General features: G+C 69.9%; 19 protein-coding genes. 5 read left to right on the top strand and 14 right to left on the bottom strand.

Annotation, left to right across the window (positions count from 1 at the left end; translation table 11 throughout):
- The first annotated feature begins 1 nt into the window (after position 1).
- The gene (locus ACFVTC_RS39495; RefSeq protein WP_390134152.1) at positions 2-1,108 is read left to right on the top strand and encodes a ferritin-like domain-containing protein; all 1,107 of its coding nucleotides are present in this window, start codon (positions 2-4) and stop codon (positions 1,106-1,108) included.
- Between the two features lie 107 nt (positions 1,109-1,215).
- Here ACFVTC_RS39495 and ACFVTC_RS39490 read toward each other — a convergent pair whose 3' ends face one another.
- From ACFVTC_RS39490 to ACFVTC_RS39460, 7 genes are all read right to left on the bottom strand, one after another.
- Positions 1,216-1,986 carry a TIGR03943 family putative permease subunit gene (locus ACFVTC_RS39490; protein ID WP_390134150.1) on the bottom strand — a complete coding sequence of 257 codons (771 nt, stop codon included), beginning with the start codon at positions 1,984-1,986 and terminating at the stop codon, positions 1,216-1,218.
- A complete protein-coding gene (locus ACFVTC_RS39485) occupies positions 1,983-3,095 on the bottom strand; it encodes a permease (RefSeq protein ID WP_390134148.1) in 1,113 nt (370 codons plus the stop codon). Before ACFVTC_RS39485 ends, ACFVTC_RS39490 begins: the two co-directional genes overlap by 4 nt.
- 82 nt (positions 3,096-3,177) lie before the next feature.
- Positions 3,178-4,695 carry a peptidoglycan D,D-transpeptidase FtsI family protein gene (locus ACFVTC_RS39480; RefSeq protein WP_390134146.1) on the bottom strand — a complete coding sequence of 506 codons (1,518 nt, stop codon included), beginning with the start codon at positions 4,693-4,695 and terminating at the stop codon, positions 3,178-3,180.
- Positions 4,696-4,714: 19 nt separating this feature from the next.
- Complete coding sequence (locus ACFVTC_RS39475) at positions 4,715-6,160, bottom strand: FtsW/RodA/SpoVE family cell cycle protein (protein WP_390134144.1); 1,446 nt, start codon at positions 6,158-6,160, stop codon at positions 4,715-4,717.
- A 105-nt stretch (positions 6,161-6,265) separates the two neighbouring features.
- Positions 6,266-7,708, bottom strand: coding sequence for an ATP-binding protein (locus ACFVTC_RS39470; protein ID WP_390134258.1), 1,443 nt, complete (start codon positions 7,706-7,708; stop codon positions 6,266-6,268).
- A 143-nt stretch (positions 7,709-7,851) separates the two neighbouring features.
- The gene (locus tag ACFVTC_RS39465) at positions 7,852-8,643 is read right to left on the bottom strand and encodes a hypothetical protein (RefSeq protein ID WP_390134142.1); all 792 of its coding nucleotides are present in this window, start codon (positions 8,641-8,643) and stop codon (positions 7,852-7,854) included.
- 249 nt (positions 8,644-8,892) lie between these two features.
- On the bottom strand, positions 8,893-9,399 hold the full coding sequence (locus ACFVTC_RS39460; protein WP_390134256.1) for a protein phosphatase: 507 nt from the start codon (positions 9,397-9,399) through the stop codon (positions 8,893-8,895).
- A gap of 97 nt (positions 9,400-9,496) precedes the next feature.
- Between ACFVTC_RS39460 and ACFVTC_RS39455 the strand changes: the two genes are divergently transcribed.
- A complete protein-coding gene (locus ACFVTC_RS39455) occupies positions 9,497-10,300 on the top strand; it encodes a nuclease-related domain-containing protein (protein ID WP_390134140.1) in 804 nt (267 codons plus the stop codon).
- A 144-nt stretch (positions 10,301-10,444) separates the two neighbouring features.
- Here the strand turns inward: ACFVTC_RS39455 and ACFVTC_RS39450 are convergent, their stop codons facing one another.
- Entirely contained in the window at positions 10,445-11,722 is a 1,278-nt protein-coding gene (locus ACFVTC_RS39450) for an ATP-binding protein (RefSeq protein ID WP_390134138.1), read from the bottom strand.
- A gap of 383 nt (positions 11,723-12,105) precedes the next feature.
- The gene (gene ligD / locus ACFVTC_RS39445) at positions 12,106-12,987 is read right to left on the bottom strand and encodes a non-homologous end-joining DNA ligase (protein ID WP_390134136.1); all 882 of its coding nucleotides are present in this window, start codon (positions 12,985-12,987) and stop codon (positions 12,106-12,108) included.
- Positions 12,988-13,168: 181 nt separating this feature from the next.
- Between ligD and ACFVTC_RS39440 the strand changes: the two genes are divergently transcribed.
- Positions 13,169-14,305: a Ku protein gene (locus tag ACFVTC_RS39440; protein ID WP_390134134.1), complete on the top strand. Its 1,137-nt coding sequence runs from the start codon at positions 13,169-13,171 to the stop codon at positions 14,303-14,305.
- 94 nt (positions 14,306-14,399) lie between these two features.
- Here the strand turns inward: ACFVTC_RS39440 and ACFVTC_RS39435 are convergent, their stop codons facing one another.
- Both ACFVTC_RS39435 and ACFVTC_RS39430 read right to left on the bottom strand, forming a co-directional pair.
- Positions 14,400-16,178: a beta-ketoacyl-[acyl-carrier-protein] synthase family protein gene (locus tag ACFVTC_RS39435; RefSeq protein WP_390134132.1), complete on the bottom strand. Its 1,779-nt coding sequence runs from the start codon at positions 16,176-16,178 to the stop codon at positions 14,400-14,402.
- Between the two features lie 484 nt (positions 16,179-16,662).
- Positions 16,663-17,556 (bottom strand): LysR family transcriptional regulator, encoded by an 894-nt coding sequence (locus ACFVTC_RS39430; protein WP_390134130.1) that lies wholly within the window; start codon positions 17,554-17,556, stop codon positions 16,663-16,665.
- A 132-nt stretch (positions 17,557-17,688) separates the two neighbouring features.
- On the opposite strand from ACFVTC_RS39430, the gene ACFVTC_RS39425 reads away from it, so the two are divergent.
- Complete coding sequence (locus tag ACFVTC_RS39425; protein WP_390134128.1) at positions 17,689-18,138, top strand: hypothetical protein; 450 nt, start codon at positions 17,689-17,691, stop codon at positions 18,136-18,138.
- 215 nt (positions 18,139-18,353) lie between these two features.
- Positions 18,354-19,412 (top strand): zinc-dependent alcohol dehydrogenase family protein, encoded by a 1,059-nt coding sequence (locus ACFVTC_RS39420; RefSeq protein WP_390134125.1) that lies wholly within the window; start codon positions 18,354-18,356, stop codon positions 19,410-19,412.
- 341 nt (positions 19,413-19,753) lie between these two features.
- Here ACFVTC_RS39420 and ACFVTC_RS39415 read toward each other — a convergent pair whose 3' ends face one another.
- The 3 genes from ACFVTC_RS39415 to ACFVTC_RS39405 are packed head-to-tail and all read right to left on the bottom strand — an operon-like array spanning position 19,754 to position 21,868.
- A complete protein-coding gene (locus ACFVTC_RS39415; protein WP_390134123.1) occupies positions 19,754-20,194 on the bottom strand; it encodes an NUDIX domain-containing protein in 441 nt (146 codons plus the stop codon).
- Between the two features lie 4 nt (positions 20,195-20,198).
- Positions 20,199-20,939 (bottom strand): hypothetical protein, encoded by a 741-nt coding sequence (locus ACFVTC_RS39410; protein ID WP_390134120.1) that lies wholly within the window; start codon positions 20,937-20,939, stop codon positions 20,199-20,201.
- A gap of 44 nt (positions 20,940-20,983) precedes the next feature.
- Complete coding sequence (locus ACFVTC_RS39405; RefSeq protein ID WP_390134118.1) at positions 20,984-21,868, bottom strand: hypothetical protein; 885 nt, start codon at positions 21,866-21,868, stop codon at positions 20,984-20,986.
- Positions 21,869-23,146: the final 1,278 nt, after the last annotated feature.

Raw genomic sequence — 23,146 nt, 5'->3', positions numbered from 1 at the left:
TATGCCGACGCACGAGCTGTACGCCAAGGACCCGGGAGACCCCCTCTGGCAGATACCGGCCTCGGGGGCAGCACGCTTCAGCTGGGAGTACGACGACGGTCGCGCCCGGCTCCTTGCCCTTTACCAGAAGGGCAAGGACAAACAGTGGGACGGACAGCGGCGGATCGACTGGGACATCGAGGTCGATCCGTACGATCCGCTCGGCACCCCCGACGAGGCGATGACCCTGTACGGGACACCGCACTGGGCGAAGATGACCGACCGGGACAAGGGTGAACTGCGCCGGCACTACACCGCCTGGCAGTTCAGCCAGTTCCTGCACGGCGAGCAGGGCGCGATGGTGTGCGCGGCGCGCATCGTGGAGTCCGTCCCCGATCTCGACGCGAAGCTCTACTCGGCCACCCAGACCATGGACGAGGCCCGGCACGCGGAGATCTACGGCCGCTTTCTGCACGAGAAGATCGGCATGCTCTACCCGGTCAACGAACACCTGCGGTCCCTGCTCGGCGACACCCTCCGCGACTCCCGGTGGGACATGCCCTACCTCGGGATGCAGGTCCTGATCGAGGGGCTGGCGCTGGCTGCCTTCGGCATGATCCGCGACACCACGGACAAGCCCCTCCCCAAGCAGATCCTCGCGTACGTGATGCAGGACGAGGCCCGCCATGTCGCCTTCGGCCGCATGGCGCTGCGCGACTACTACCGGCAGCTCTCCGACGCCGAACTGCGCGAACGCGAGGAGTTCGTCATCGAGGGCTGCCACCTGATGCGGGACCGGCTGCGCGGCGTCGAGGTGCTGGAGAACTTCGGCATCCCCAGGGTCGAGGCCGAGGTGTACAGCGAGCAGTCCGAATTCCTGCGCCTCTTCCGCCGGCTGCTCTTCAGCCGCATCGTCCCCTGCGTCAAGGACATCGGCCTGTGGGGCGAGCGCCTCCAGCAGGCGTACGTCGACATGGGCGTCCTCGAGATGGGCGACTCCAGCCTCGACCTGCTGATGGCCCAGGACGAGGAGATCGCGGAACGGCTGGACGCGGGGCGGTTCGCGGCGGAGGAGCGGGCGCGCGTGGCCGAGGTCGAGGAGATGATCGAGGAGGGCGCGGACTCCTGAGGGCGGCGGGCGCGAACCGGGTGCGGGGCCGCCCACCGGGGGGTGTCCGAACCGTGCGACACCCCGTCCCAGCTGTCCCGGCCAGTCGTCCCGGTCAGTCGTTCCGGTCAGTTGTTCCAGCTCTCGTCGTACGGGTCGCGCGGGGTCGGGACCGGCTTGGCCTCGGTGACGTCGAGGAAGGGGATGACCCCGTCGTTGACCGGGTCCTTGGCCCGTTTGCCGGTGTAGGTGCCGGTGACCCGCAGCCAGGCGTCGGGCTGCAGGACGGGCGGGATGTGTCCGGTCAGGCCGATCTTGACCGGCTGGGCGTCGGCGGCACAGCAGTTGAGCGCCATCCGGACCAGGTACGGGGTGCCGTCGTGGCCGAGGGCGACGAAACCGGTGACCTCGACCCGCCGGTTCCCCAGGGTGCGGCCGTGACCGTACGCGGCGCGCCCCGCGTAGTCGACGACGCTGAGCGGGAGCGGGTCGGTGGCCGGCAGGCGCGGGTAGGCGAGGGGCGCCTGCAGGGCCGTACCGGTGTGCAGGGCGCTGTAGGAGCCGAGCGCGGGCGGGGCGACCAGGATGAGGGCGAACAGGGGCAGGACGAGGAGCCAGGAGACACGGGGTTCCCGGTGCGCGTGTCCGTGGCCGTCCCCGCCCTCGGCCCCCTGCCCCTCGCCTTCCCCCGCGCCCTCCGCGTGCCGGTGTGCGTCCTTCGGGGCGCGCAGGTCGTACCAGACCGTCGCCAGCGCCGCGAGGATCAGGACCACACCGGCCGCGAGGAGCAGGGGCCGCAGCCCGGCCTTGACGTAGCGCAGGTAGAGGTCGGTGAAGCCGGCGTGCAGCACCGCCGCCCCGACCAGGAACATGATCACCGCCTGGGCCTGCCGGTTCACAGGAGCACCGTCCCGACGAGCACCGATCCGAGGATGGCCAGCGCGAAGGTGGCGGGCGCGAACCGCAGGGCGAACCCGCGGCCGAACGTGCCGGCCTGCATGGCGAAGAGCTTCAGGTCGATCATCGGTCCCACCACGAGGAAGGCCAGCCGTGCGGTCAGCGAGAACTGGGTCAGGGACGAGACGACGAACGCGTCGGCCTCGGAGCAGATGGACAACAGCACCGCCAGGACGGCCAGGGCGAGGATCGCCACCACCGGGTTGTCGGCCGCGGCGTGCAGCCAGCTCGCCGGTACGACGGCCTTGAGCGTGGCCGCCGCCATGGCCCCGATGACGAGGAAGCCGCCGGCGTGCATCACGTCGTGCCGCACGGACCCCCAGAACGCGGCCCCTTTGCCGAGGCCCTCGTGCGAGGGGCGGGCCGGCGGCCGCAGCCAGTCGGCACGGCCCAGCCGCTGCCACAGCCACCCCATCGAGCACGCCACGAGCAGACTCGCCACGAAGCGGGCCACGACCATCTCGGGGTCGCGGGGGAACGCTACGGCGGTGGCGGTCAGCACGATCGGGTTGATCGCCGGGGCCGACAGCAGGAACGCCAGCGCCGCCGCCGGTGTCACCCCCCGGCGCACCAGCGCGCCGGCCACCGGCACCGACGCGCACTCGCAGCCCGGCAATACCGCCCCGGCCATCCCGGCCACCGGCACGGCCAGCGCGGGCCGCTTCGGCAGCGCGCGGGCGAAGAACGCGGGCGGGACGAACACCGCGATGGCCGCCGACAGCAGTACGCCGAGGACGAGGAAGGGCAGGGCCTGGAGGACCACCGCGACGAACACGGTCATCCAGCTCTGCATCACGGGCGCGGACAGGGCGCCGCGGACCGGGCCCTGCGCCAGCACCAGCACGACCAGCAGCATGACCAGCACGAGCGGCGAGCTGAACTGCCAGCCCTGCGAATCGTCGGCCCGCGGTTCTTCCGCCCCGGCCTGCGGTTCGTTCGCCCCGGCCCGCCGTTCCTTCGCCCCGGCCGGCGGTCCGCCCGCGTCCTCGGCCGGCGGTTCGTCCGGGTCGCGGTGGCCGGGCTCCGGCGGGGCCGCTCTGGTGATGCTCACGGGCGAGGTACCTCCGGCATGACAGGACGGGGGCCGTGTGGTGGGAAGCCCCCCATCAGTACGCCGATCGCGGCCGGATATCTCATTCCGGCCGCAACCGGCCTTCACGACGTCCCTTCGAGCCTCCTTCGCCGTGTCCGTTCCCGGACCCGAGCACCGCCTCCATCACCGCCTTCGCGATCGGCGCAGCGTCCCCGCCCCCGCTGATGTCGCCGCGGTCCGCCGCCGCGTCCTCGACGACGACCGCGACCGCCACCGCGGGCTCCAGGGAGTCGTCGGCCTGGGCCCAGGAGACGAACCAGGCGTACGGCAGCCCCAGGTTGTCGATGCCGTGCTGGGCGGTCCCGGTCTTGCCGCCGACGGTCGCCCCCGGGATCGCGGCGTTCGTGCCGGTGCCGTCCGTCACCACGTCCGTCATCAGCCGGCGCATCCGTGCGGCCGTCGCCGGGCTCATCGCCTGGCGGAGCGTGTGCGGTCCGGTCGTCGAGACGGTGGTGCCGTCCAGCCCCTTCCTCCGCTCCACCAGATAGGGCGACTTGACGGTCCCGCCGTCCGCCACGGCCGCCGAGATCATCGCCATCTGCAGGGGCGTGGCCCGGGTGTTGAACTGGCCGATGGAGGAGAGCGCCAACTGCGGCCTGTCGAGGACGGTGTCGAAATTGCTGGGCACGGCCAGGAACGGGATGCGCAGCTTCTTGTCGTTGAAGCCGAAGTCCGCCGCCGTGCGGGCCATGGCACGCAGTCCCACGTCCACGCCGAGCTTGGCGAAGACCGTGTTGCACGACCACTCGAAGGCGTACCGCAGCGACGCGTCCTCGCAGCCCTCTGTCTCGTTCGTCAGCCAGGTCCTGGTGCCGGGCAGCGTGTAGGGGTCGGGGGAGTCGGTCGACTCGTCGACGTCCGTCACCACACCGGTCTCCAGCGCCGCCGCGGCCGTCACCACCTTGAACGTCGACCCCGGCGGATAGGTCTGCCGGATCGCCCGGTTGAGCATCGGTCTGTCCGCCGCCGCGTTCAGCCGCCGCCACGCGTCCGTCACCGCCGTCCCCGTCCCCGACAACTGCCCCGGGTCGTAGGAAGGCGTCGAGACCAGCGCCAGGATCCTTCCCGTGGACGGCTGGATGGCGGCGACCGCGCCCCGGCGCCGGCCGAGCCCCTGGTAGGCCGCCCGCTGCGCGGCCGGATCGAGGGTGGTGACGATCTGGCCGCCGGGGTTGCGGGCACGCGTGACGTCGTTCCACAGCGGGAGCGGGGAGAGCAGCGGATCGGTGCCGGAGAGGATGCCGTCCTCGGTGCTCTCCAGGGACGTCGTGCCGTACACCTGTGAGGCGAAGCCGGTCACGGGCGCGTACAGCGGGCCGTCCGTGTACGTCCGCTCGTAGCGGAGCTGCTCCCCGGTGTCCCTGGAGCCGGTGACCGGCCGCCCGCCGACCAGGATGTCGCCGCGCGGCTGCCCGTACCGGGCGATCGACTGACGGCGGTTGGCCGGGTTGTCGTCGTACGTCCCGCCCCGCACGACCTGGACGCGGGCGGCGTTCACGAGGAGGGCGACGAGCAGCACGGCGCACAGGGCGGCGGCCCTGCGGATGTACTTGGTCATGGTGAGTCCTTCCGGCGGCTCACGGCGCCGCCGTCCCGTCGTACTGACTGCGTGCCGAATCACTGATCCTGATCAGCAGCGCGACGATGATCCAGTTGGTGACGACCGAGGAGCCGCCCTGGGCGAGGAACGGCATCGCCATGCCGGTCAGCGGGATCAGACCGGTCACCCCGCCGGCGATCACGAAGACCTGGAGCGCCACGATCGAGGCGAGGCCGATCGCGAGGAGGCGCCCGAAGGGGTCGCGCAGGGCGAGGCCGGCCCGGTAGCCGCGCTCCACGAGGAGCGCGTAGAGGAGGAAGATCGCCGAGAGCCCGGACAGGCCCAGCTCCTCGCCCGCCGTCGCGAGGATGAAGTCCGACTTGGCGGCGAAACCGATCAGGATGGAGTGACCGAGCCCGAGACCGGTGCCGAGCACCCCGCCGGCGGCGAACGCGAAGAGGGACTGGGCGAGTTGGTTGGGCCCGAGCCCCGCGTCGATCGAGGCGAAGGGGTGCAGCCAGTCCTGCACCCGCCCGTGGACGTGCGGTTCCAGCCGGCCCACGGCCATCGCGCCCGCACAGGCGAGCAGGAGGCCCACCGCGATCCAGCCGGTGCGGCCGGTGGCGATGTACAGCAGGATCACGAACAGGCCGAAGAACAGCAGCGACGTCCCCAGGTCCCGTTCCAGGATGAGCACCAGCACGCTCAGCAGCCAGACCGTGACGATCGGGCCGAGGACGCGGCCGGTGGGAAGCTGGAGCCGGATGAAGCCGAGGATCGGACGGCCCGCGTGCGTGAGCGCGTTGCGGTTGGCCGCGAGGTAGCCGGCGAAGAAGACGGCGAGGAGCACCTTCGCGAACTCGCCCGGCTGGATGGAGAATCCGGCGATCCGGATCCAGATCCGGGCGCCGTTCACGGCGGGGAAGAGGATCGGCAGGAGGAGCAGCGCGAGCGCGGTGACGACCGAGACGTAGGTGTAGCGCTGCAGGACGCGGTGGTCGCGCAGGAAGAACACGACCACGATGAAGAGCGCGACACCGAGGGTCGACCAGATGAGCTGGATCGGGGCGGCCGGGTCGTCGGGGGTCTCCAGGTCGAGACGGTAGATCAGCACCAGGCCGAGGCCGTTGAGGAGGACGGCGATCGGCAGCAGCAGCGGATCGGCGTACGGCGCCCGCAGCCGTACCGCGACGTGCGCGAGCAGCGCCAGCACGCCGAGCCCCGCGCCGTAACCGGCGGCGCCGGGCGGGACGGTGCCGTGCCGGGCGAGTCCGACGGCGCAGTAGCCGTACACGGAGAGCAGCACGGCGACGACGATGAGGGTGAACTCGATGCCGCGGCGCCTGGCGAGACGTGCGGAGGGGACGGGTGGGGGTGGGTCCGCCACCACGGCCGTTCCGGTGGGTCCGGTGGTTCCGGCCGTTCCGGTGGTTCCGGCTGTTCCGGTCGTTCCGTCCGAACCGGGCATTCCGGGCTGAATCATGTCCGGAACGTAGCAAGTGGCGGAGCTGATGTCCCGTCATGCGGTGGTGAACGGTCCGTTTCGGTGCACCTCGCGCGGGTTCATCGCGTCGGGGGAGCGGAGGGCTCAGAGACCGGTGTGACCGCCGCGGCCGTGCCCGCGGTCCCGGTCGATCTCCCCGTCCCGTCCGTCCTGCGAGCTCCGCTCGTCGTGCTCGTCCCTCTGGTCCCGCTCGTCCTGAGGGAGCGTCAAGGTCGCCAGAGCCCCACCGTCGGGTGCGTTGGCGAAGACCAGCAGCGCGCCCAGCACCTCCGCCTGGCCGAGCGCGATGGTCAGGCCGAGACCATGGCCCTTGGAGCCGCCCTCGGTACGGAACCGCTGCGGCCCGTGCTCCAGCAGGTAGTCCGGGTAGCCGTCGCCGTGGTCCCGTACCGTCACCACCGGGCCGTCGACGGTCAGCGTCACCGGCGCCCTGCCGTGCTTGTGCGCGTTGGCCACCAGATTGCCGAGCACCCGCTCCAGGCGGCGCCGGTCGGTCTCCACCCGTGTGTCGCGCACGACATGGACCTCGGTCCCGGTGCCCGACGCCCCCACCACCCGGCCGGCCAGCGGGGCCAGGGGCTCCGCATCCAGTTCCAGCCGTTCCCGCCCGGCGTCCAGGCGGGAGATCTCCAGCAGATCCTCGGTGAGCGTACGCAGCGTGGCGACCCGGTCGCGCACCAGCTCGGTCGGCCGGCCCGGTGGCAGCAGCTCGGCCGCCGCGTGCAGCCCGGTCAGCGGGGTGCGCAGCTCGTGCGCCACGTCCGCGGTGAAGCGCTGCTCGCTCAGCAGTTTGCTCTGCAGCGAGGCCGCCATCGTGTCGAGCGCGCCGGCGACCGCGGCCACCTCGTCCTGAGGACGTGCCGGGCGCTGGGTACGGGGTTCGGCGCCGCCGCGGGAGTCGTGGACGGCGCGGGGTTCGTGAGCGGTGCGGGGGTCGTAGGCGGTACGCGGGTCGTGGACGGTGCGGGGTTCGTAAGCGGTGTGGGGGTCGTGGACGGTGCGGGGTTCGTAAGCGGTGCGAGGGTCGTGGACGGTGCGAGGGTCGTTGACGCGTGCGTCCAGGTCGCCGGCGCTGATCCGCCGGGCCACCCGCGCCGTCGCGTGCAGCCGCCGGGTCACCCGGGTCACCGCGAACGCCCCCACCAGCAGCGTCGCGCCGATCGCCAGCGCCGAGGACCACACGATCGCCCGGTCCAGGGCGTCGATGGCGTGGGCGCCCTGCGCGTAGTCGAACCGCACGGCGAGCGCCCGGCCGTGGCCGGCGGGTCCGGCCGCCCACATGGTGGGATGCTCGTCCTCGCCGCCGACCATCGTGCCGCGCCGGCCGTCGGTGGCCAGCTCGCGCAGCGCGGCCGGCAGCCCCGGCAGGTCGACGCCCGCGCCCGGGGGCAGCCGGTCGCCCTCCTCGTACGCCGCCGTCACCTCGGTCAGCCGGTCGAGCGCGCGCCCGCGGGCCTCGCCGACGGTCTGGTTCGTCACCGACACATGCACGAGGACGCCGAGGAGGGCGGCCAGGCCGCAGCACATCACCGCGAGGAAGGCGGTCGCCTTCCAGGTGAGGGTGGCGGTCCAGTGGGGGATGCGGCAGAGGGCCCGCAGGGTGCGCACGGGACGGAGGCGCCGGGCGGGTCGGAGGTGCCCGGCGGGGCGGTGGTGCCGTCGGGGGCGTGTCATGAGCCGCTCGCCGACGGGGTCGGGCCGGAGGTGGTGAACGGGGGCGCGGACGCGGACGGCGGCGGGAGGGGCGCGGGGGTCGTGGCACGGGTGGGCGTGGGGGAGGGGGTGCCCACCCGGAGGATCTCGTCGCGGGTCGCCAGCATCGCGTTCTGGTGCGCGTCCCAGGTCCACACCGTACGGAACTCGTAGCCCGGCAGGGTCGAGGGCGAACGGATGATCACCTGGCGGCCCGCGAGCTCGACGCTGACCACACTGTCCGAAGTGCTCATGACCTGCACCAGCCGGTGGTTCAGGAAGGCGTACACGCGCACGGCCAGCTGGTTGTGGGGGAAGCGGATGCCGAGCACCATGTCGTCCTTCCCGTCGCCGGTGAGATCGCGGTAGTACGCCTTCAGGAGCGGGCAGTCCTCGCCGAGGGAGCCCTTCTTCCCGCAGTTCTCCAGCTGCCGGGCCGTCGCCGCGTGCGAGGCGCCCGCGCCGGAGTACTCGTCCGGGTGCGCGGCGACCTCGGCGCGCACCACGTCGAGCGGATTCACCTGGTGGATGTCGTCGCCCGGCGCGGTGACGCCCTTGACCGTCTCGGTGTCGGCCTCGCCGTAGTCGAGGGCGGGCGTCGACGCGGGAGGCAGCTCCGGCCAGAGCCTGGCGGGGCCCACGGCGGTGGGCGTTTTCCCCGCGGAGCGCAGCGCACCGGAGTCGCCACAGCCGGCCAGGACCGCGACCAGCACGGCGGTGAGGGCGGTGAGGGCGGCGAGCGTGAGGCGGCTGGGCCGAGTGGGGGTCACTGCTCTCCTGCGTCCGTGCCCGCCTCGGTCCGGGGCCGGGGACGGCACGGTGCGCGAGGCCGGCGTGAAACCGACGGAACCGACGCCCTACACCTTATTCGTACGGAAGTCCTTTTTGTTCGTGGACGGACCGCTGACCGGACTCTCGCGTTCCGCCCCTCCGGGCTCCTGCGTTCCGCCCCCGGAGTCCCGGAGTCCCGGAGTCCCGGAGTCCCGGAGTCCCGGGGTCCGGCGGCCTCCGTCACTCCGTCACTCCGCCAGTTCCTCCAGGAGCCGGGCGGTGGGGAGCCCGGCCCGCAGGTACTCCACGAACAGTTCGTTGTGCAGGGCCCACGGTGAGCGGCGGCCGCGGATGAGCCGTATCGCCTCGTCGGAGCTGTGCCCCGCGAGGATCAGCGCGTGCGCCACGACGAGCCCCGAGCGGTTGTAGCCGTGGTAGCAGCGGACCAGGACCCGGCGACCGTCCTCCAGCGCGTCGTCCGCGGCCCGCGCCAGACGGATCACGCCCGCCAGCTGCGTGCCGTCCAGGGGACCGTCCGGGATCGGCCACACATGGTGCTCGACGCCCGGGTCCGGACCGTGCCCCGGTAGCCGCAGCAGCGTCAGGACCAGGTCGAACTCATCGTGCACGACGGCGAATTCCGGCTCCCCGGAGCGCCCCGCGAAGGCGTGCCCGCCCATCCACAGGCCGGGCACGATCTCGCTCCACGGGTTCTGCGGAGCGGGTACATCGGGCTGTCTTCCGCGAGTCCGCAACGGCGCCTCCCACAACTCCCCCAACTGCTCACAAAGGTAACCGGGTTCTTGCCCCTGGAGCACCCCGCCTGTTCCCATGGTCATGGGGTGATGGTGCATGAACGGACTGCGGGTCGTACCGGCCTGGCGCCACGGACAGGAGCGTCTCTACGTGTGCCTGACCGACGGAAGGAACGTCGCCTGGTACGACCGTGACACGGCCCGGGTCAACCTGCTCAGCGAGGACCGGCGGGAGGACGTGCTCGACACGCTCGCCCCGTTCCTCACCGGCCCCGTGACCGTGGGGCCACCCCCGGTCCCCACCCCGGCGGAGCTGGCCCGCCTCACCCTCCATCCGGACGACGACCTCGCGCCCAACCGGCCGGGCGAGGCGCTGGTCGTCGCCCTCGACCGGGATCCGGGGCCGGCCCACCGGCTGCGGCCCGACCCACGCCGCCGCGCGCTCGCCGCCGAGCAGACCGTCGGCGACGCCCTCGACCGGCTGGAGGGAGCGGGCTGGCACATCGTGCACTCGGTCCCCCTGCCCGGCGGTGACCGCATCCACCATCTGGTCATCGGACCTGGGGGCCTCTTCTCGGTCCGTGCCGTGTACGCCCGCAAGCAGCGGGTCCTGGTCACCGATCCCATGGTCACGGTCGGCCGCCGTGAGTCGCGCCCCCTGCTCCGGCAGGTCCGCGCCGACGCCGGCCGGGCCTCGTACGCGCTGACCGCCGAGGTCCGTCCCGTCCTGGCCCTGGCCGGGCCCGCGGGCCTCGACGTCCTCTCGCCGCTCCGTGAGCTGCGGGTGCTCCAGGACACCGAGCTGTCCTCCCTGGCCCGGCTGGGCGGGGTCCTGAAACCGGCGGACGTGGAGGCACTGCACGCGATGGCCCGGGACCGGCACACGTGGCTGAGGGTGTGAGGCGCCCGCCGTCCGCCGCCGTTTCGCCGTCCGCCGTCCGCCGCCGTCCGCCGTACGCGTCCGCCGTTTCGCCGTCCGCCGTCCCGCCATCCGCCGTACGCGCCCGTCGTGCGCCCGCACCGCACGCGGGCGGGCAGGCGGGCGTCACATCCGTACGTGACGCCCGATGTCCTCCTCGAACTCGGTGAGGGCCTGCGCGGTGAGGGTCGGGCGGGTGTCGGCGACCGCCGCCAGATAGTCCTCGGTACCGGCCGGCACGCCCCGGCGGTCGGTGATCTCGCGCTCGAACGCGGCCTGGGCACCCTTGCGGGCGGCGAACTCGATGTCGGCGGGGGTGAACATCTCACTCGCCGCCACCAGCCGGTGCAGCTCGACGCGGTCGGCGGCGGCCCCGAGATAGCGCCGCCAGATGGCCTCCCGGGCCGCCGGATCGGGCGGTCCCACCGGGATGACGTAGTCGAACCTCCCGGGCCGCAGGAACGCCTGATCCAGTGAGCGGACAGAGTTCGTGGCGCAGATCAGCAGCCGCTCGTCGTGGTCGCGGAAGCCGGGGATCAGTTTCAGCAGCTCGTTGGTGACACCGTGGCCGGGATCGACGGCCAGACCGGACCGGGCGCCGGCGATCTCCTCGACCTCGTCGATGAACAGCACCACCGTCTCCAGTTCCGCCAGCTCGGCGAAGGTGTCCCGCAGCGACGCGGCGAGCCCCTCGGCGCCCGCCGCCAGCCGGGACGGGAACAGCTCCACGAACGGCCACTCCAGCCGGGAGGCGACCGCTTTCGCGAAGCTGGTCTTCCCCGTGCCCGGAGGCCCGAAGAGGATGACCGCCTTCGGCGGTGTCACCCCGTACCGGTCGGCGAGCTCGGGCTCGGCCAGCGGCAGCACGATCCGCCGCTCGATGGCGTCCTTCTCCCGTTCCATCCCGGCGAGTGCGTGCCAGAGCCCCTGCGGCTGCAGCCTCCCGCCGAGCTCCGCGAGCAGACCCGCCTCGCCCGCGCCGAGATGCTCGATCTTCTCGTAGAGGACCAGCCCGGTGCGCGCCCGGTAGCCGGAGTTCTCCAGGGCCGTCGTCCCGGTGGCCCCCGGGGTGAGCAACGCCCCGATCCGCCGTACGTCCTGGGTCCGCAGCCGCCGTTCGAGTTCGCCGATCAGGGCGCTGCCGATGCCCCGGTCGCGCCACGCGGCGGAGAGCGCCACCAGCGTGATCCAGGCCCGGTCGCCCCGGGCCTGTGCCACCGCCAGGCCCACCATGTCGTTCCCGGCGACGGCGACCACGGCGGGGCCGCCGCCCCGGGCCGCCGCCATGACCTCGGAGACCGGGAAGACGGCGGCGGCGTCGTCCGCCAGCCGGTTCTGGTCCCATATCTGGATCGCCTGGTCGAGATCATCGTCGTGGAAGTCCCGCAGTCGCCACGTCGGCATCATCGCCACCTCGCCGGCAGGCCGCTGCCGCCCCCGGTGGCACGCGGCCACACACCCTGCGCTGCCCTTGTCCGGTCCCGTCCGTCCCGTCCCGCCTCGCCCCGCCCTTCGACCTGCCCTGCCGGGTCCCGCTTCGCCCCCGTGCCCTGTCGCTGTTCATTGTCCGCGCGGGCCGGATGCGCGGCGACCCGAGCTCCGAGGTCCGGCGACCCGGGGCCGGGAGGGCGGGAGGGGGGCTGAGTGGGTCCGGGAGGGGCCGGGAGTGGGTCCGGGAGGGGCCGGGAGGGGCCGGGAGTGGGAGCGAATGGGTCCGGGAGGGGCCGGCCGGGAGTGCCGCGTGGGTCCGGGAGGGGCCGCGGGCCGTGCGCGGTGTCCGTCGTCGCTCACGGCAAGGCGTGCGCGCGGCCCGCATCCAGCAGGGGTGCCAGCAGATCGCCGTACCGCTCCAGCCGGGGCGCGATGTCCCCGGCGTGGAAGACGAGCCGCTCCGGCTCTCCGCAGTCCGCGACCTCGTCCCAGGTGACGGGCGCGGAGACGGTGGGCGTGGTCCGGGCCCGCAGGGTGTACGGCGTCGCCGTGGTCTTGCGCGCGGCGTTCTGGCTGTGGTCGACGAAGACCTTTCCCGGCCGCAGGCTCTTCGTCATCCGGTGCGTGACCAGGCCCGGCAGCGCGCGCTCCGCCTCGACGGCCAGTTTCTTCGCGTACGCGGCGACGTCCTCGGACGCCACCGGCACCAGCGCCGCCAGCAGATGCAGCCCCTTCGAGCCGGACGTCTTCGCGTACGCCGCGATCCCGTCCGTCGCCAGCCGCTCCCGCAGCCACAGGGCGACCTCGCAGCACTCGACGACCGTCGCGGGGGCGCCGGGGTCCAGATCGAACACCAGCCGGTCCGCCGCGCCGGGCGCGTCCGCCCGCCACTGCGGTGTGTGGAACTCGGTGACGAGGTTCGCGGCCCACATGAGCGAGGCGAGGTCCTGGATCAGGACCATACGGGCGGGTCCCTCCGTCCGGGGGACCTCGGCCGCCTGGACCCAGGCGGGGGTGCCGGGCGGCACGTTCTTGGTGAAGAAGACCTGGCCGTCCGGTCCGTCGGGATAGCGCAGGAAGGAGACCGGCCGGTCGTGGAGGTGCGCCAGCAGCGGGGTCGCGGTCGTCGCGCAGTAGTGCAGGACCTCGCCCTTCGTGAAGCCGGTCGCCGGGTAGACGACCTTCTCCAGGTTGGTGAGCGCGAGCCGCCGTCCCTCCACCTCGGTGATCGGCGTCATGGGCCGAGCGTCGCACGAAACCGTGGCGAGGCGCTCGGCGTCCCGCCTGCGGATGTGCTGTCGCGAACACGCGTCTAGCCTGACTTCCAACCGCACCCCGCGAAATCCGTGTCGGACCCCTCGCCCCTCGCCCCTCGCCTCCCGTCTCCCGCCTCCCGTCTCTCGAATCCGTGTCAGGAAGGTGCTGCACGTGCGATCCATCTGGAACGGCGCCATCTCCTTCGGGCTGGTCAGCATCCCGATCAAGCTCGTGAACGCCACGGAGAGTCACTCGATCTCCTTCCGCCAGGTCCACCTCGCCGACGGCGGCCGCATCCGGTACCGGAAGTTCTGTGAACTGGAGGACCGCGAGGTCACAGGCGGTGAGATCGGCAAGGCGTACGAGGACGGCGACGGCTCGCTGATCCCGGTCACGGACGAGGACCTGGCCTCGCTGCCGATCCCGACCGCCAGGACGATCGAGATCGTGGCCTTCGTGCCGGCCGACCGGATCGACCCGCTCCAGATGGACACGGCCTACTACCTGTCCGCGAACGGCGTCCCCGCCGCCAAGCCGTACATCCTGCTGCGCGAGGCACTCAAGCGCAGCCGCAAGGTCGCCATCGCGAAGTTCGCGCTGCGCGGACGGGAGCGGCTCGGGATGCTGCGGGTGGTGGACGACGTGATCGCCATGCACGGGCTGCTCTGGCCGGACGAGATCCGCGGTACGGACGAGGTCGCCCCGGACGCGAACGTGACCGTCCGCGACCAGGAACTCGACCTGGCCGACGCCCTCATGGACACCCTCGGCGAGGTCGACCTCACGGATCTGCACGACGACTACCGCGACGCCGTGGAGGAGCTGATCGCCGCCAAGGCATCCGGTGAACAGGCGCCGGCCGCGCCCGCCGGGGAGAAGGCGGGCGGCAAGGTGCTCGACCTGATGGCCGCCCTGGAGAAGAGCGTGCGCGCGGCGAAGGAGTCCCGCGGCGAGGAGACGGACGGTGCGACGGCCGCGAAGACCGAGGAGCGGACCGGTGGGAAGGGCGAGGAGACCGGCGGGACCGCCGAGGTCACCCCGCTCCCGGCCCGCGGGTCGGCCCGTACGGCACCGAAGTCGGTCGGAGGGAAGAAGTCCACGTCGACCGCGAAGAAGACGGCGGCGAAGAAGACCACGGCGAAGAAGAGCACGGCGAAGGCGTCCTCCGGGACCACCGCCCGGACGGCCACGAAGTCGACGGCCCAGGGGACGGCCAAGGGCGCGGCGAAGAAGACGGCCGCCAGGAAGAACACGGCGACCGCGAAGAAGACGACCCCCCGCAAACGGGCCTCGGCCTGAGACACGACAGAACCCCGCCGGACCGGTAGACCGGCCCGTAGGCCCGTAGGCCCGTAGGCCCGTACGCCCGCGGCCGATGTGGCCGCCGGGCCAGTCAACCTGTGCGGCGGAACGCCAGCACCGCGTTGTGACCGCCGAATCCGAACGAGTTGCTGAGGGCGAGGTCGCCGAACGCGGGCAGCGGGCGGGGGCTCTTGGTCACCACGTCCAGGCCGATGGCGTCGTCCTGGACGTCACAGCCGATGGTGGGTGGGATGAGGCCGTGATGGAGGGTGAGCACCGTGGCGACGGCCTCCACACCGCCCGCGGCTCCCTGGAGATGGCCGAGATGGCCCTTGAGCGCCGTGACGGGCACCCGTCCGCCCAGCACGGCGCGCAGGGCGCGCGCCTCGGCGAGATCGCCGTCGACGGTGGCGGTGGCGTGCGCGTTGACGTGGACGACGTCGACGACGTGGGCGCCCGCGTCCTGGACGGCCCGGCGCAGCGCCAGTGCCACGCCGCTGCCGGACGGGTCGGGCGCGGCCATGTGGTGGGCGTCCGCGGACAGGCCCCAGCCGGCGGCCTCGCAGTAGACGCGCGCCCCGCGTGCCCGGGCGTGCTCCTCGGCCTCCAGGAGCAGGAACCCGGCGCCCTCGCCGTTCACGAAGCCGTCGCGGTCGCCGGCGAACGGCCGGGAGGGGCTGGTGGATCCGATCGGGTGGGCGGACAGCGCGCGCATCGCGGCGAAGGAGGCCATGATCGCCGGGGTGACCACGGCCTCGGCGCCCCCGGCGAGGGCGACGTCGACCCGCCCGTACCGGATGCGGTCGACGGCCTGCCCGACGGCCTCGGTGCCGGAGGCGCACGCGCTGGTCACGGTGCGGGCCTCGCCGGTGATGCGCAGGGCGAGCGACACCTGCGACGCGGCCTGCGAGGGCACGGTCATCGGCGTGGTCAGCGGGGAGACCGCACGCGGTCCGCGGTCGCGCAGCCTGCGGTCGCCGCCGACCAGGACGGAGGCGTCGCCGAGGATGGAGCCGACCGAGACGCCGACCCGCTCGGGGGCGAGCCCGCTCTCCCTCGTACCGGCCGGGTCGAACCCGGCGTCCTGCCAGGCCTCGCGGGCGGCGAGCACCGCGAACTGGGCGGACCGGTTCATCCGCCGGGCCTGCGGCCGGGGCAGCAGGCCGACGGGGTCCACGGGCACGGTCCCCGCGATCCGCACCGGCAGTCCGGCGAACTCCTCGCCCTCCAACTCGCGTATGCCGCAACGACCTTCGAGCAGCCCCTGCCACAGTTCCCCGACTCCGACACCGAGGGGCGTCACGGCGCCGAGCCCGGTGACGACGACCCGGCGCGGCGCACGGGCCTCGACGGACCGGTGCGGACGCGGGTGATGGCGTACGACGTGTCCCTGCCGGACGGCTCGCGCGGCCCGCTCCCGCACCTCCGCGTCCGGGATCGGTTCCCGGGTCCCGCTGTCCAGATCCGGGTACCACCGCCCCCACCTACGGGTGTACGACTCCTCGACGGCCCCGGGGTCCACGACGCGCAGCGAACCGACGCGGTCCCCGTCCCGGAATTCCACCGTGTCGAGATCGGACGAGACGGTCCCGGGAATTGCCGTCACGTCCAACCGGCAGCAGCCGACGATGACTTGACGAGCCCGCTCGAATACCGCGTCGCGATCCTTCCCGCCGAGCGGCGGCCGCAATGTCAGGCGAATGGTGTGCGGAGTCTCGGGCGATGTGTGCGTCACCGCGTACCAGGTGTTCTCCTTCACGTCCTGATCCGAGAGGGCGAGAAGATCACCGGGAATCACTTCGGCGACGGTGAGAGCGTGGGTCCGGGTGACGGCGTGGGGCTGTACGGGAACATCGGAGGGATGGCACATGTGAGCGATTGCTTTCTTCGGGGCCTTCCGCCATCAACTGTCCGCGAAGAAGTGTGAATTGCCTAGATGCCTGCACCAATTATGTGAGCGACGCGACCGAAGGCACGGATCGGAATTCGCTCGCAAAGACCGCCGAACCGTTCGGCCGTCCTCCACGCCGGCGACCAACTCCCCCTGAAAGAACGACACTCGGCCGTGCGCATGTGAGGAGCGCGAGGAGACGGCGGGGCGACGGACGGCGAGCACGGCCGCGACACGGACGCCGCCCCCTCCTACACGTCGGTCTCCGCCCCTCTCACACGTCGGTCTGCGCCCTCTCCCACACGTCGGTCTCCGCCCTTTCCCGCACGTCGGTCTCCGCCCCGACCGCACCACGAAGTCCCGTCCGCACCACGCCCCGGCACACGTCGGACTTCCCCCTCCCGACCGACCACGTGCCAACGCCTTCCGAGCCGATGTCCACCTGTTCCAGGGAGGCCGATGCTCACCCTTGCCGGAAGAACTCGTGGGCCATGTCGAGCATGGCGCGTGCCGCCGCACCTGGGGGCCGCTCGGACGGAGCGGCCAGGGAGAACTGCCATTCCAGGTCGGCGTCGTCGACGGTCAGGGTGGCGACGTCCTGCCCCTTGCCGTCGAGGGCGACCCGCGGCAGCAGCGCCACCCCCAGGCCGTTTCGGACGTAGGCCACGCCGGTGGTGAGGTCGGTGATCTCGATGGCGACGTGATGGGGGACGGCGGCGGTGGCGAAGGCGCGGTCGGCGACGGTCCGGTTGCTGTAGCCCGCGGGGAAGTCGACGAAGTCCAGGCCGGCCAGTTCGGTGATCGACACGGTGCGGCGTCTCGCGAGCGGATGGGCGGCCGGCACGACGAGGTCGAGCACCGAGGTCGCCAGGGCGGTCAGCGTGATGCCCGTCGGGCCCGGTCCGGGCCCCGAGACGAAGGCGAGGTCGAGCCGCCGTTCGAGGAGGGCGTCGACCAGGCCCTGGGAGCCGGAGGGGGCGGCGCCGGTCCGCAGGAACACACCGGGATGACGCCGGTGGAATTCACCGAGGAACACGGGAAGGTCGATGACCCCGACCGTGGCTATCGCGCCCAGCCGCAGTGTGCCGCGCAGTCCGCCGCGGACCTCGTCCACCGCGTCCGCGGCCTCCCGGGCGGCGTCGAGAGCGGCGTGGGCGCGCGGGAGCAGGGCAGCGCCGGCATCGGTGAGCAGCACGCGTCTGGGGGTGCGTTCCAGCAGCGGCGTGCGGAGTTCCCGCTCGAGGTTCTTGATCGTGGTGGAGACCGCGGACTGGACGACGTGCAGCCGTGCGGCGGCACGGGTGAAGTTCGCTTCCTCGGCGACGGCGACGAAGTACTCGAGCTGGCGCAGTTCCACCCTCCGAGTATCCCTCAGCGAGCCCTCGAGGTATCTCTCGGCGAGATGGCGGCGTTCTCTGACTTTCGTTGGACAGTCCCTGTCGCGTCCGGCGATTCTGTTAGAAGTTCAACCGATACAGGAGGATGAGAGATGACCTACAAGACGCCCCCGACATATCTGGGAAGCGGCGACCCGGCGCGGCAGCGAAAGGACTACTACCCCCCTTGGCTGGACAATCTTGCCGACGATGTGACGCTGGAGGCCGGAGTCTTCACGGGTACCGTCCACGGGGCCGAGGACGTCTTTGCGATTCTGTCCTATGCGCGCACTCTTTACGATTTCCAGGACTTCATCCACATCGGCAAGTACGGAGAGAACGGATTCGTCGAGGACTACGCGGCGACGGTGGACGGCAAGCCGATCGCCAACATCGCCGTCGTCTACTTCAACGACGAGGGGAAGACGCAGCATCTCGTGATGAACCACCGTCCGCTGCAGATGCTCAACTACTTCTCCCGCAAGCTGGGCGAACACTTCGCCGGGACGGAGTACGCAAAGTACGTCGCCGACCCGTCGGACGGCGACCGCGAAGGGGCGTGACTCGATCGACGACCCCCAGGTGTTCCCGGCGGCCTCCTGAGCCCCGAACCGACGCGGCGGACAGGGACGCGGCATTCTCCGCCGCCGGGAATGCTTCCGGGTCCGGGCGTGCCCCTTGAGTTCCGACGGGAATGCCGGCACCAGAATTGTTTTCCCCGATCACCCTCCGAATTCGTCGGGCGGTGAGAGACGAAAGGTCATTCATGTCTCGGTCCATGCGCGCGCTCGTAGCCGACAGGGTCGGCGAGCCCGTCGATGTTCTGCGGCTGGAGTCCCGGCCTGTTCCCATGCCGGAGGCGGGCCAGGCGCTGATCCGTGTGACGGCGACTCCGGTCCACGCCAGTGATCTGCACGTCCTGCGGGGCCGCTACGGTTTCTCCCCCGAATTTCCCGCTGTCGGGGGTCACATGGAATGCGTGGGCCGTATCGAGGCCCTGGGCCCGGACACCGCGGGGCTGGAGGTCGGTGAGCGTGTCGTGGTCGCCGCCGTACCGGCGGTACCGGGGCCCCCGGCGGCCGGCACCTGGCAGGAATACCTCGTTGCCGACACACGAAGGCTCCTGCCGGTCCCCGAGGGCCTGAGCGACTCCAGCGCCTGCCAACTTGCCGTCAATCCGTTGACCGCGCTGCTCCTGGTGACGCGTGTACTCGATGTGCGGCCGGGGGAATGGCTGTTGCAGACGGCGGCGGGTTCGACCGTCGGCCGACTCGTCATCCAGCTGTGCCGGCATCTGGGTGTGCGCACGATCAATGTCGTGCGGCGGCGGGATGCCGTCGAGGAGATCAAGGCGCTCGGTGGTGACGAGGTCATCTGCACCGAGGACGAGGACCTGGTGCGGCGCGTGGCCGAGATCGCGGGGCCGGCCGGCGTGCGCAAGGCCACCGACTGTGTCGCGGGAGTCGTGGGGGCCCAGGTGTCCCAGGCGCTGGCCCCGGGGGGAGAGGTCGTGGTCTACGGCGCGCTGTCCACCCACCGCAAGACCGATCCGGCGGCGCTGACGATCCCGTTGCAGGCCCGCTCGGTGATCTACGAGACCAAGGTGGTCCGAGGGTTCTGGCTGAACCGCTGGTTCGCCACCGCCTCACCCGAGGACGCGCTGAGCGCGCTGTCCGAGGTGCGTGGACTGGTCACCGACGGGGTCCTGAGCATCCCCGAGGGCCGGCCGTTCCCACTCGAACACTTCACCGAAGCCCTCGCGCTCGCCGAAACCCCCGCACGCGACGCCAAGCCACTCTTCGTCTTCGGCGGCGCCCGGAACGAAGCCGACAGATAGAACCCGGCCCTGCCGATGCCGATGCCGATACCAATTCCGATGTTGATGTCGGCGGCGCAGCCCATCCCGGCGACAGGCACGGCTCGGCCTGCCGTACAGAGACACCGGACCGACGTCCGCGATCAGGTCGGGCTCCTCGAACGCGTTGTCCCGTTTGAACGGCTGGAAGATGACTGACAGGACGAAGTCGATGTAATTGGGCAGCGGCGACCCGGCGCGCATGCGCGTGCGCGCGGACGACTACCCCCATCGGCCGGACAGCCTTGCCGACGACGTGACGATGGAGGGCTCGGTACCGAACTGGGTCGTCCGGGGTGCGGAGGACGCCAGTGTTACGACGCTCAGTGAGGCTGTTCGGACCGGATCAGTCTGGAGATCAGGCCGGAATAATTGGGGTGTGCCAATTTCAGATTCCCTAATTCCGCCGTGTCGAACCAGCCGATCGCCCGATGCTCGCGAGGCGCCGCATTGAACGGATAGCCGTCCCAATTTTTGATCATCCAAATCCGCATTTCGGCATCATCTGTCAGAAAATGCGCAACAGGTGGACCAACTGGTCGGGCGACATCGATACCGAGCTCTTCGCGTACTTCTCGAACCAGGGCGTCCTGGGCGGTCTCCCTTTCTTCGACGTGCCCACCTACCAGATCCCACGTGTCCGGATACCATCGGCGATTCGGATTCCGGTAACAGAGCAGAACCCGTTGATCGCGAACAAAGAGTGCTGAAACAAGCTGAACTTTGCTCGAGCGGCAGCTGCTTTTACCCGCAGGGTATTCCATGGGTTCACTCGCCTATATTTCTTGGCAATTGATAGAGTACGTCTATATGGGATTCGATGATACAAATAATGTTCAGGTGCTTGTTGTACCTGTAGTAGACCCGGGTGAGCCTGTCATGCTTGAACTCGTCACCCTGTGTCGTCCCCAGCGCCTGCCGGAGTTGCGGGGTGATAAATTGATTCACCCAGAAACACTCTCCATTACGCTCCTGAAGTATGCGTGCGTGGTGGCTCTGATTAGGTCTGGTCCCCTGAATGACGGGATTTGGATGGTAGCTGAACCTCCCGCTCAGATCCATGGCGGCGACTGTGAGATCCCAGGGGAAGCGAGTTCTCGCACCGCCCGCCATCTGGCCGATACTAAAATCATGCTGATATTGAGTGAGTCGATCGATCAGCACTCTCTCGCTTCTTACGGTAACCGTTTCATTGAAAAAGTGATGTATTTCCAGTTGCCGCTCCTGCCAGCGGGCGTTCAGTTTCCGCATGATGGTGATTCCTGCGGGGTCGACAGCCAGACGTTCGGCCAGTTCCTCTTGAGCTTGCCTGTTCGCTTCCCGAGCTACGCTGATCAGACGGTCTCCGTCGATCAGGATGCTCAGTGTGGTAACGCCCACGACGAGGAGTGTCATCACGGGGATTCTTTCCTTCAGCCAAGGGAGACCGTCGATCGCCCCGGTGAAGTCAAGTACCGATGTTGCTACCGAAACGAAAACCGCTGTGCCCAGAGTGATCTTGTCGAACATGGACCTGTGCCGCACTGGATCCCCTCTCCCATCAGGCAATTTTCTCAAGTATTCTTTCGGAGCAGGCCGTGTTTGCCGCGAGCGTGCTCGAGCATGGTCGCGTAGACGCGCTCCAATTCCTCTCCCATGGCTTGATCCGGCCAAGGCGGCAAGTCGCCAGGACCGGCATCATGGGTAAAACCCAAGCCATTGCTCGCTAGAACGCTTCGGTGAATGTACTGCCTTTCTGGATGATCTAGGGGGCGATTGAATCCGTCCCGTAGTCGGCCTCCGGAGTCGCCGCCGAACTGGATCTTCCAGTCAATCATCTCCTGGGCGTACGGAAGATTCAGTTCGATGCAGATACTGCCCATGATGCGTTCCGCGGTGGCTTTGTCCTGAAGATCCGCATGAGGGATCACGTACGTCGACTCGGGTGCTACCGAGCGAATGAATTCGAACATTTCCTTGAAATAACACATGGCGAGGTGGAACAGGGAGAAGCTTCCCCATCCGACGGGTATCCCTTGGTTGTGTACAATTTTGGCCCAATGGCTGGTGACCACTTCATTGTCGGTACTCTTCAGCCAGTGCGTCATGTTCGCCCAGGACTGCCAAATGAGTCTGGGGTGTCGAATGATGTAGATGTGGTGTAACTTGCGAAGAAAGACGGGTCGCTCGACGCCGGAAGGGTAGACAGGGATGGTACAGAGTTCCGGCGTGTATTGGCCGATGCTCTGCTTTATGACTCGAACCTTCGTGGTCGGTCTGAGCGGCTGCTCGAAATAATGTGAGAAATCAGCCGCACCTGTCGATTCATAGATGTATTTTCCCGGATCCTTGAAAAGTTCGATCTCCGGATGGTTCAAGAAGGCGTGACTCAAAGCTGTGGTGCCGCTTCTGTTGAGTCCGACAATAACCAAAGTGGGATGAACGGCCAGGTCGCGCACGGAACCCCCTTGTGTCGTGGGCGTCAGGGTAGCCCGCTCCCGCCGGGCGTAACAGTGGGCCTTGTGCATCCATACTCCGAGCCGGCGGGAGCATCGGGCTTCGATTCCGTCGTCCCGGACTGCCCGCGCCCGCTTCCCGTCCCGGTTATCGCAGGACGGGGGCGCGTATCCAAAATGGATCTTGAGTGTGTTTCCACATCAGGCCCTTGAATCTCGCTTCTCCCTCAGTCCCCGTGCCGGGAAGATGCGGGCCGTAGCCGCGCCGGCCGCCCCAACATCGGGCCGATCCCGGGGAGCGGGTCCAGCTTGCCAACCGAAAGGAGGTCCTCCACGATCTACGCAGTACGGTCGACCGCGGCCTGCTCGGGCTGCCAGTGCGGGTCGGTCGGAATGACAGAACCTTCGAGACGTGGATCCCAGTATCGGAAGATGCGTATAGCTCTATCGACCTGCGAAGTCTTCAGATCTCGCTCAACGAGAACGTACCGCCCGTTGGATTCGTCGAGGGCCTGGCATTTCGTAGAGTCGGCACCGAACCAAGAAGCAGGGCCGCCATTTCATTCCGGTGGAGCGGATCAACCGGCTAGCTCTGCGATCGCTTGGACAACACCATCATCGTCTTCAGGGCCGAGCCACTGGATGACTTCCAGCCGCGGTGATTAGCCGGCCGTCGTGGCAAGGATATCTCTCACGTTTGAGCGATGAGAGCATTGGCATGCTCGCGATGCGCGCTGAAATGTTGCCCGCGAAGGAGCAAGATCTCGCATGGTTAGCTTCCCTGCCACGGCGAGTACTTGTATTGCTACTTGATAACCGTCGACTGTGCGGTGCATATGCGTGCGTTTTGCGGCAGCGACGGAGACATGGGCGGGGCTGTCCGGCCTCGCGGGAACCTGATCAGTGCGGCCGTCTCCACGGGGGCAGTCGTGTGGCAGTAACGACGAACTGCGCCACAGCCAAGCCGCAACAATGACGACGAGGGCGTGGAGGCCTAAGGGCTGTCCCGTAATCCCCGGTGGATCAGCGCGCGGCGTCAGATGCGGTGCATCCAAGGTGCGAGGGTCGTCCTCATACCGGGTGTATTCGGGCGATCCGACAGCGCGGCGAGGTGCCGTAGCTGTCGTCGTGCGCCCGCCGGGGATTACGGGACAGCCCTTAGAAGCCATCTCATTTGGTTGGGTAGGCTGCCCGTCGTGGTGGGGATTGTTGAGCGGCTGGTGCCGGATGAGTTGTGGGAGTTGTTCCAGCGTGTGGTGCCGGAGGCACCATCCCGGCCTC

The organism is Streptomyces sp. NPDC057950 (assembly GCF_042887295.1).
Taxonomy (GTDB): Bacteria; Actinomycetota; Actinomycetes; order Streptomycetales; family Streptomycetaceae; genus Streptomyces; species Streptomyces kaempferi.
The sequence above is the reverse complement of the archived record's forward strand: the minus strand, read 5'-3'. Positions and strand labels throughout refer to the sequence as shown.

Excerpts from the sequence above, each read along its gene's own strand:
- ACFVTC_RS39495 (WP_390134152.1), top strand. The coding sequence starts at position 2 with ATGCCGACGCACGAGCTGTACGCCAAGGACCCGGGAGACCCCCTCTGG.
- ACFVTC_RS39480 (WP_390134146.1), bottom strand. The coding sequence starts at position 4,695 with ATGACCAAGTACATCCGCAGGGCCGCCGCCCTGTGCGCCGTGCTGCTC.
- ACFVTC_RS39475 (WP_390134144.1), bottom strand. The coding sequence starts at position 6,160 with ATGATTCAGCCCGGAATGCCCGGTTCGGACGGAACGACCGGAACAGCC.
- ACFVTC_RS39470 (WP_390134258.1), bottom strand. The coding sequence starts at position 7,708 with ATGTGCTGCGGCCTGGCCGCCCTCCTCGGCGTCCTCGTGCATGTGTCG.
- ACFVTC_RS39455 (WP_390134140.1), top strand. The coding sequence starts at position 9,497 with ATGAACGGACTGCGGGTCGTACCGGCCTGGCGCCACGGACAGGAGCGT.
- ACFVTC_RS39450 (WP_390134138.1), bottom strand. The coding sequence starts at position 11,722 with ATGCCGACGTGGCGACTGCGGGACTTCCACGACGATGATCTCGACCAG.
- ligD (WP_390134136.1), bottom strand. The coding sequence starts at position 12,987 with ATGACGCCGATCACCGAGGTGGAGGGACGGCGGCTCGCGCTCACCAAC.
- ACFVTC_RS39435 (WP_390134132.1), bottom strand. The coding sequence starts at position 16,178 with ATGTGCCATCCCTCCGATGTTCCCGTACAGCCCCACGCCGTCACCCGG.
- ACFVTC_RS39425 (WP_390134128.1), top strand. The coding sequence starts at position 17,689 with ATGACCTACAAGACGCCCCCGACATATCTGGGAAGCGGCGACCCGGCG.
- ACFVTC_RS39420 (WP_390134125.1), top strand. The coding sequence starts at position 18,354 with ATGCGCGCGCTCGTAGCCGACAGGGTCGGCGAGCCCGTCGATGTTCTG.
- ACFVTC_RS39415 (WP_390134123.1), bottom strand. The coding sequence starts at position 20,194 with ATGGAATACCCTGCGGGTAAAAGCAGCTGCCGCTCGAGCAAAGTTCAG.
- ACFVTC_RS39410 (WP_390134120.1), bottom strand. The coding sequence starts at position 20,939 with ATGTTCGACAAGATCACTCTGGGCACAGCGGTTTTCGTTTCGGTAGCA.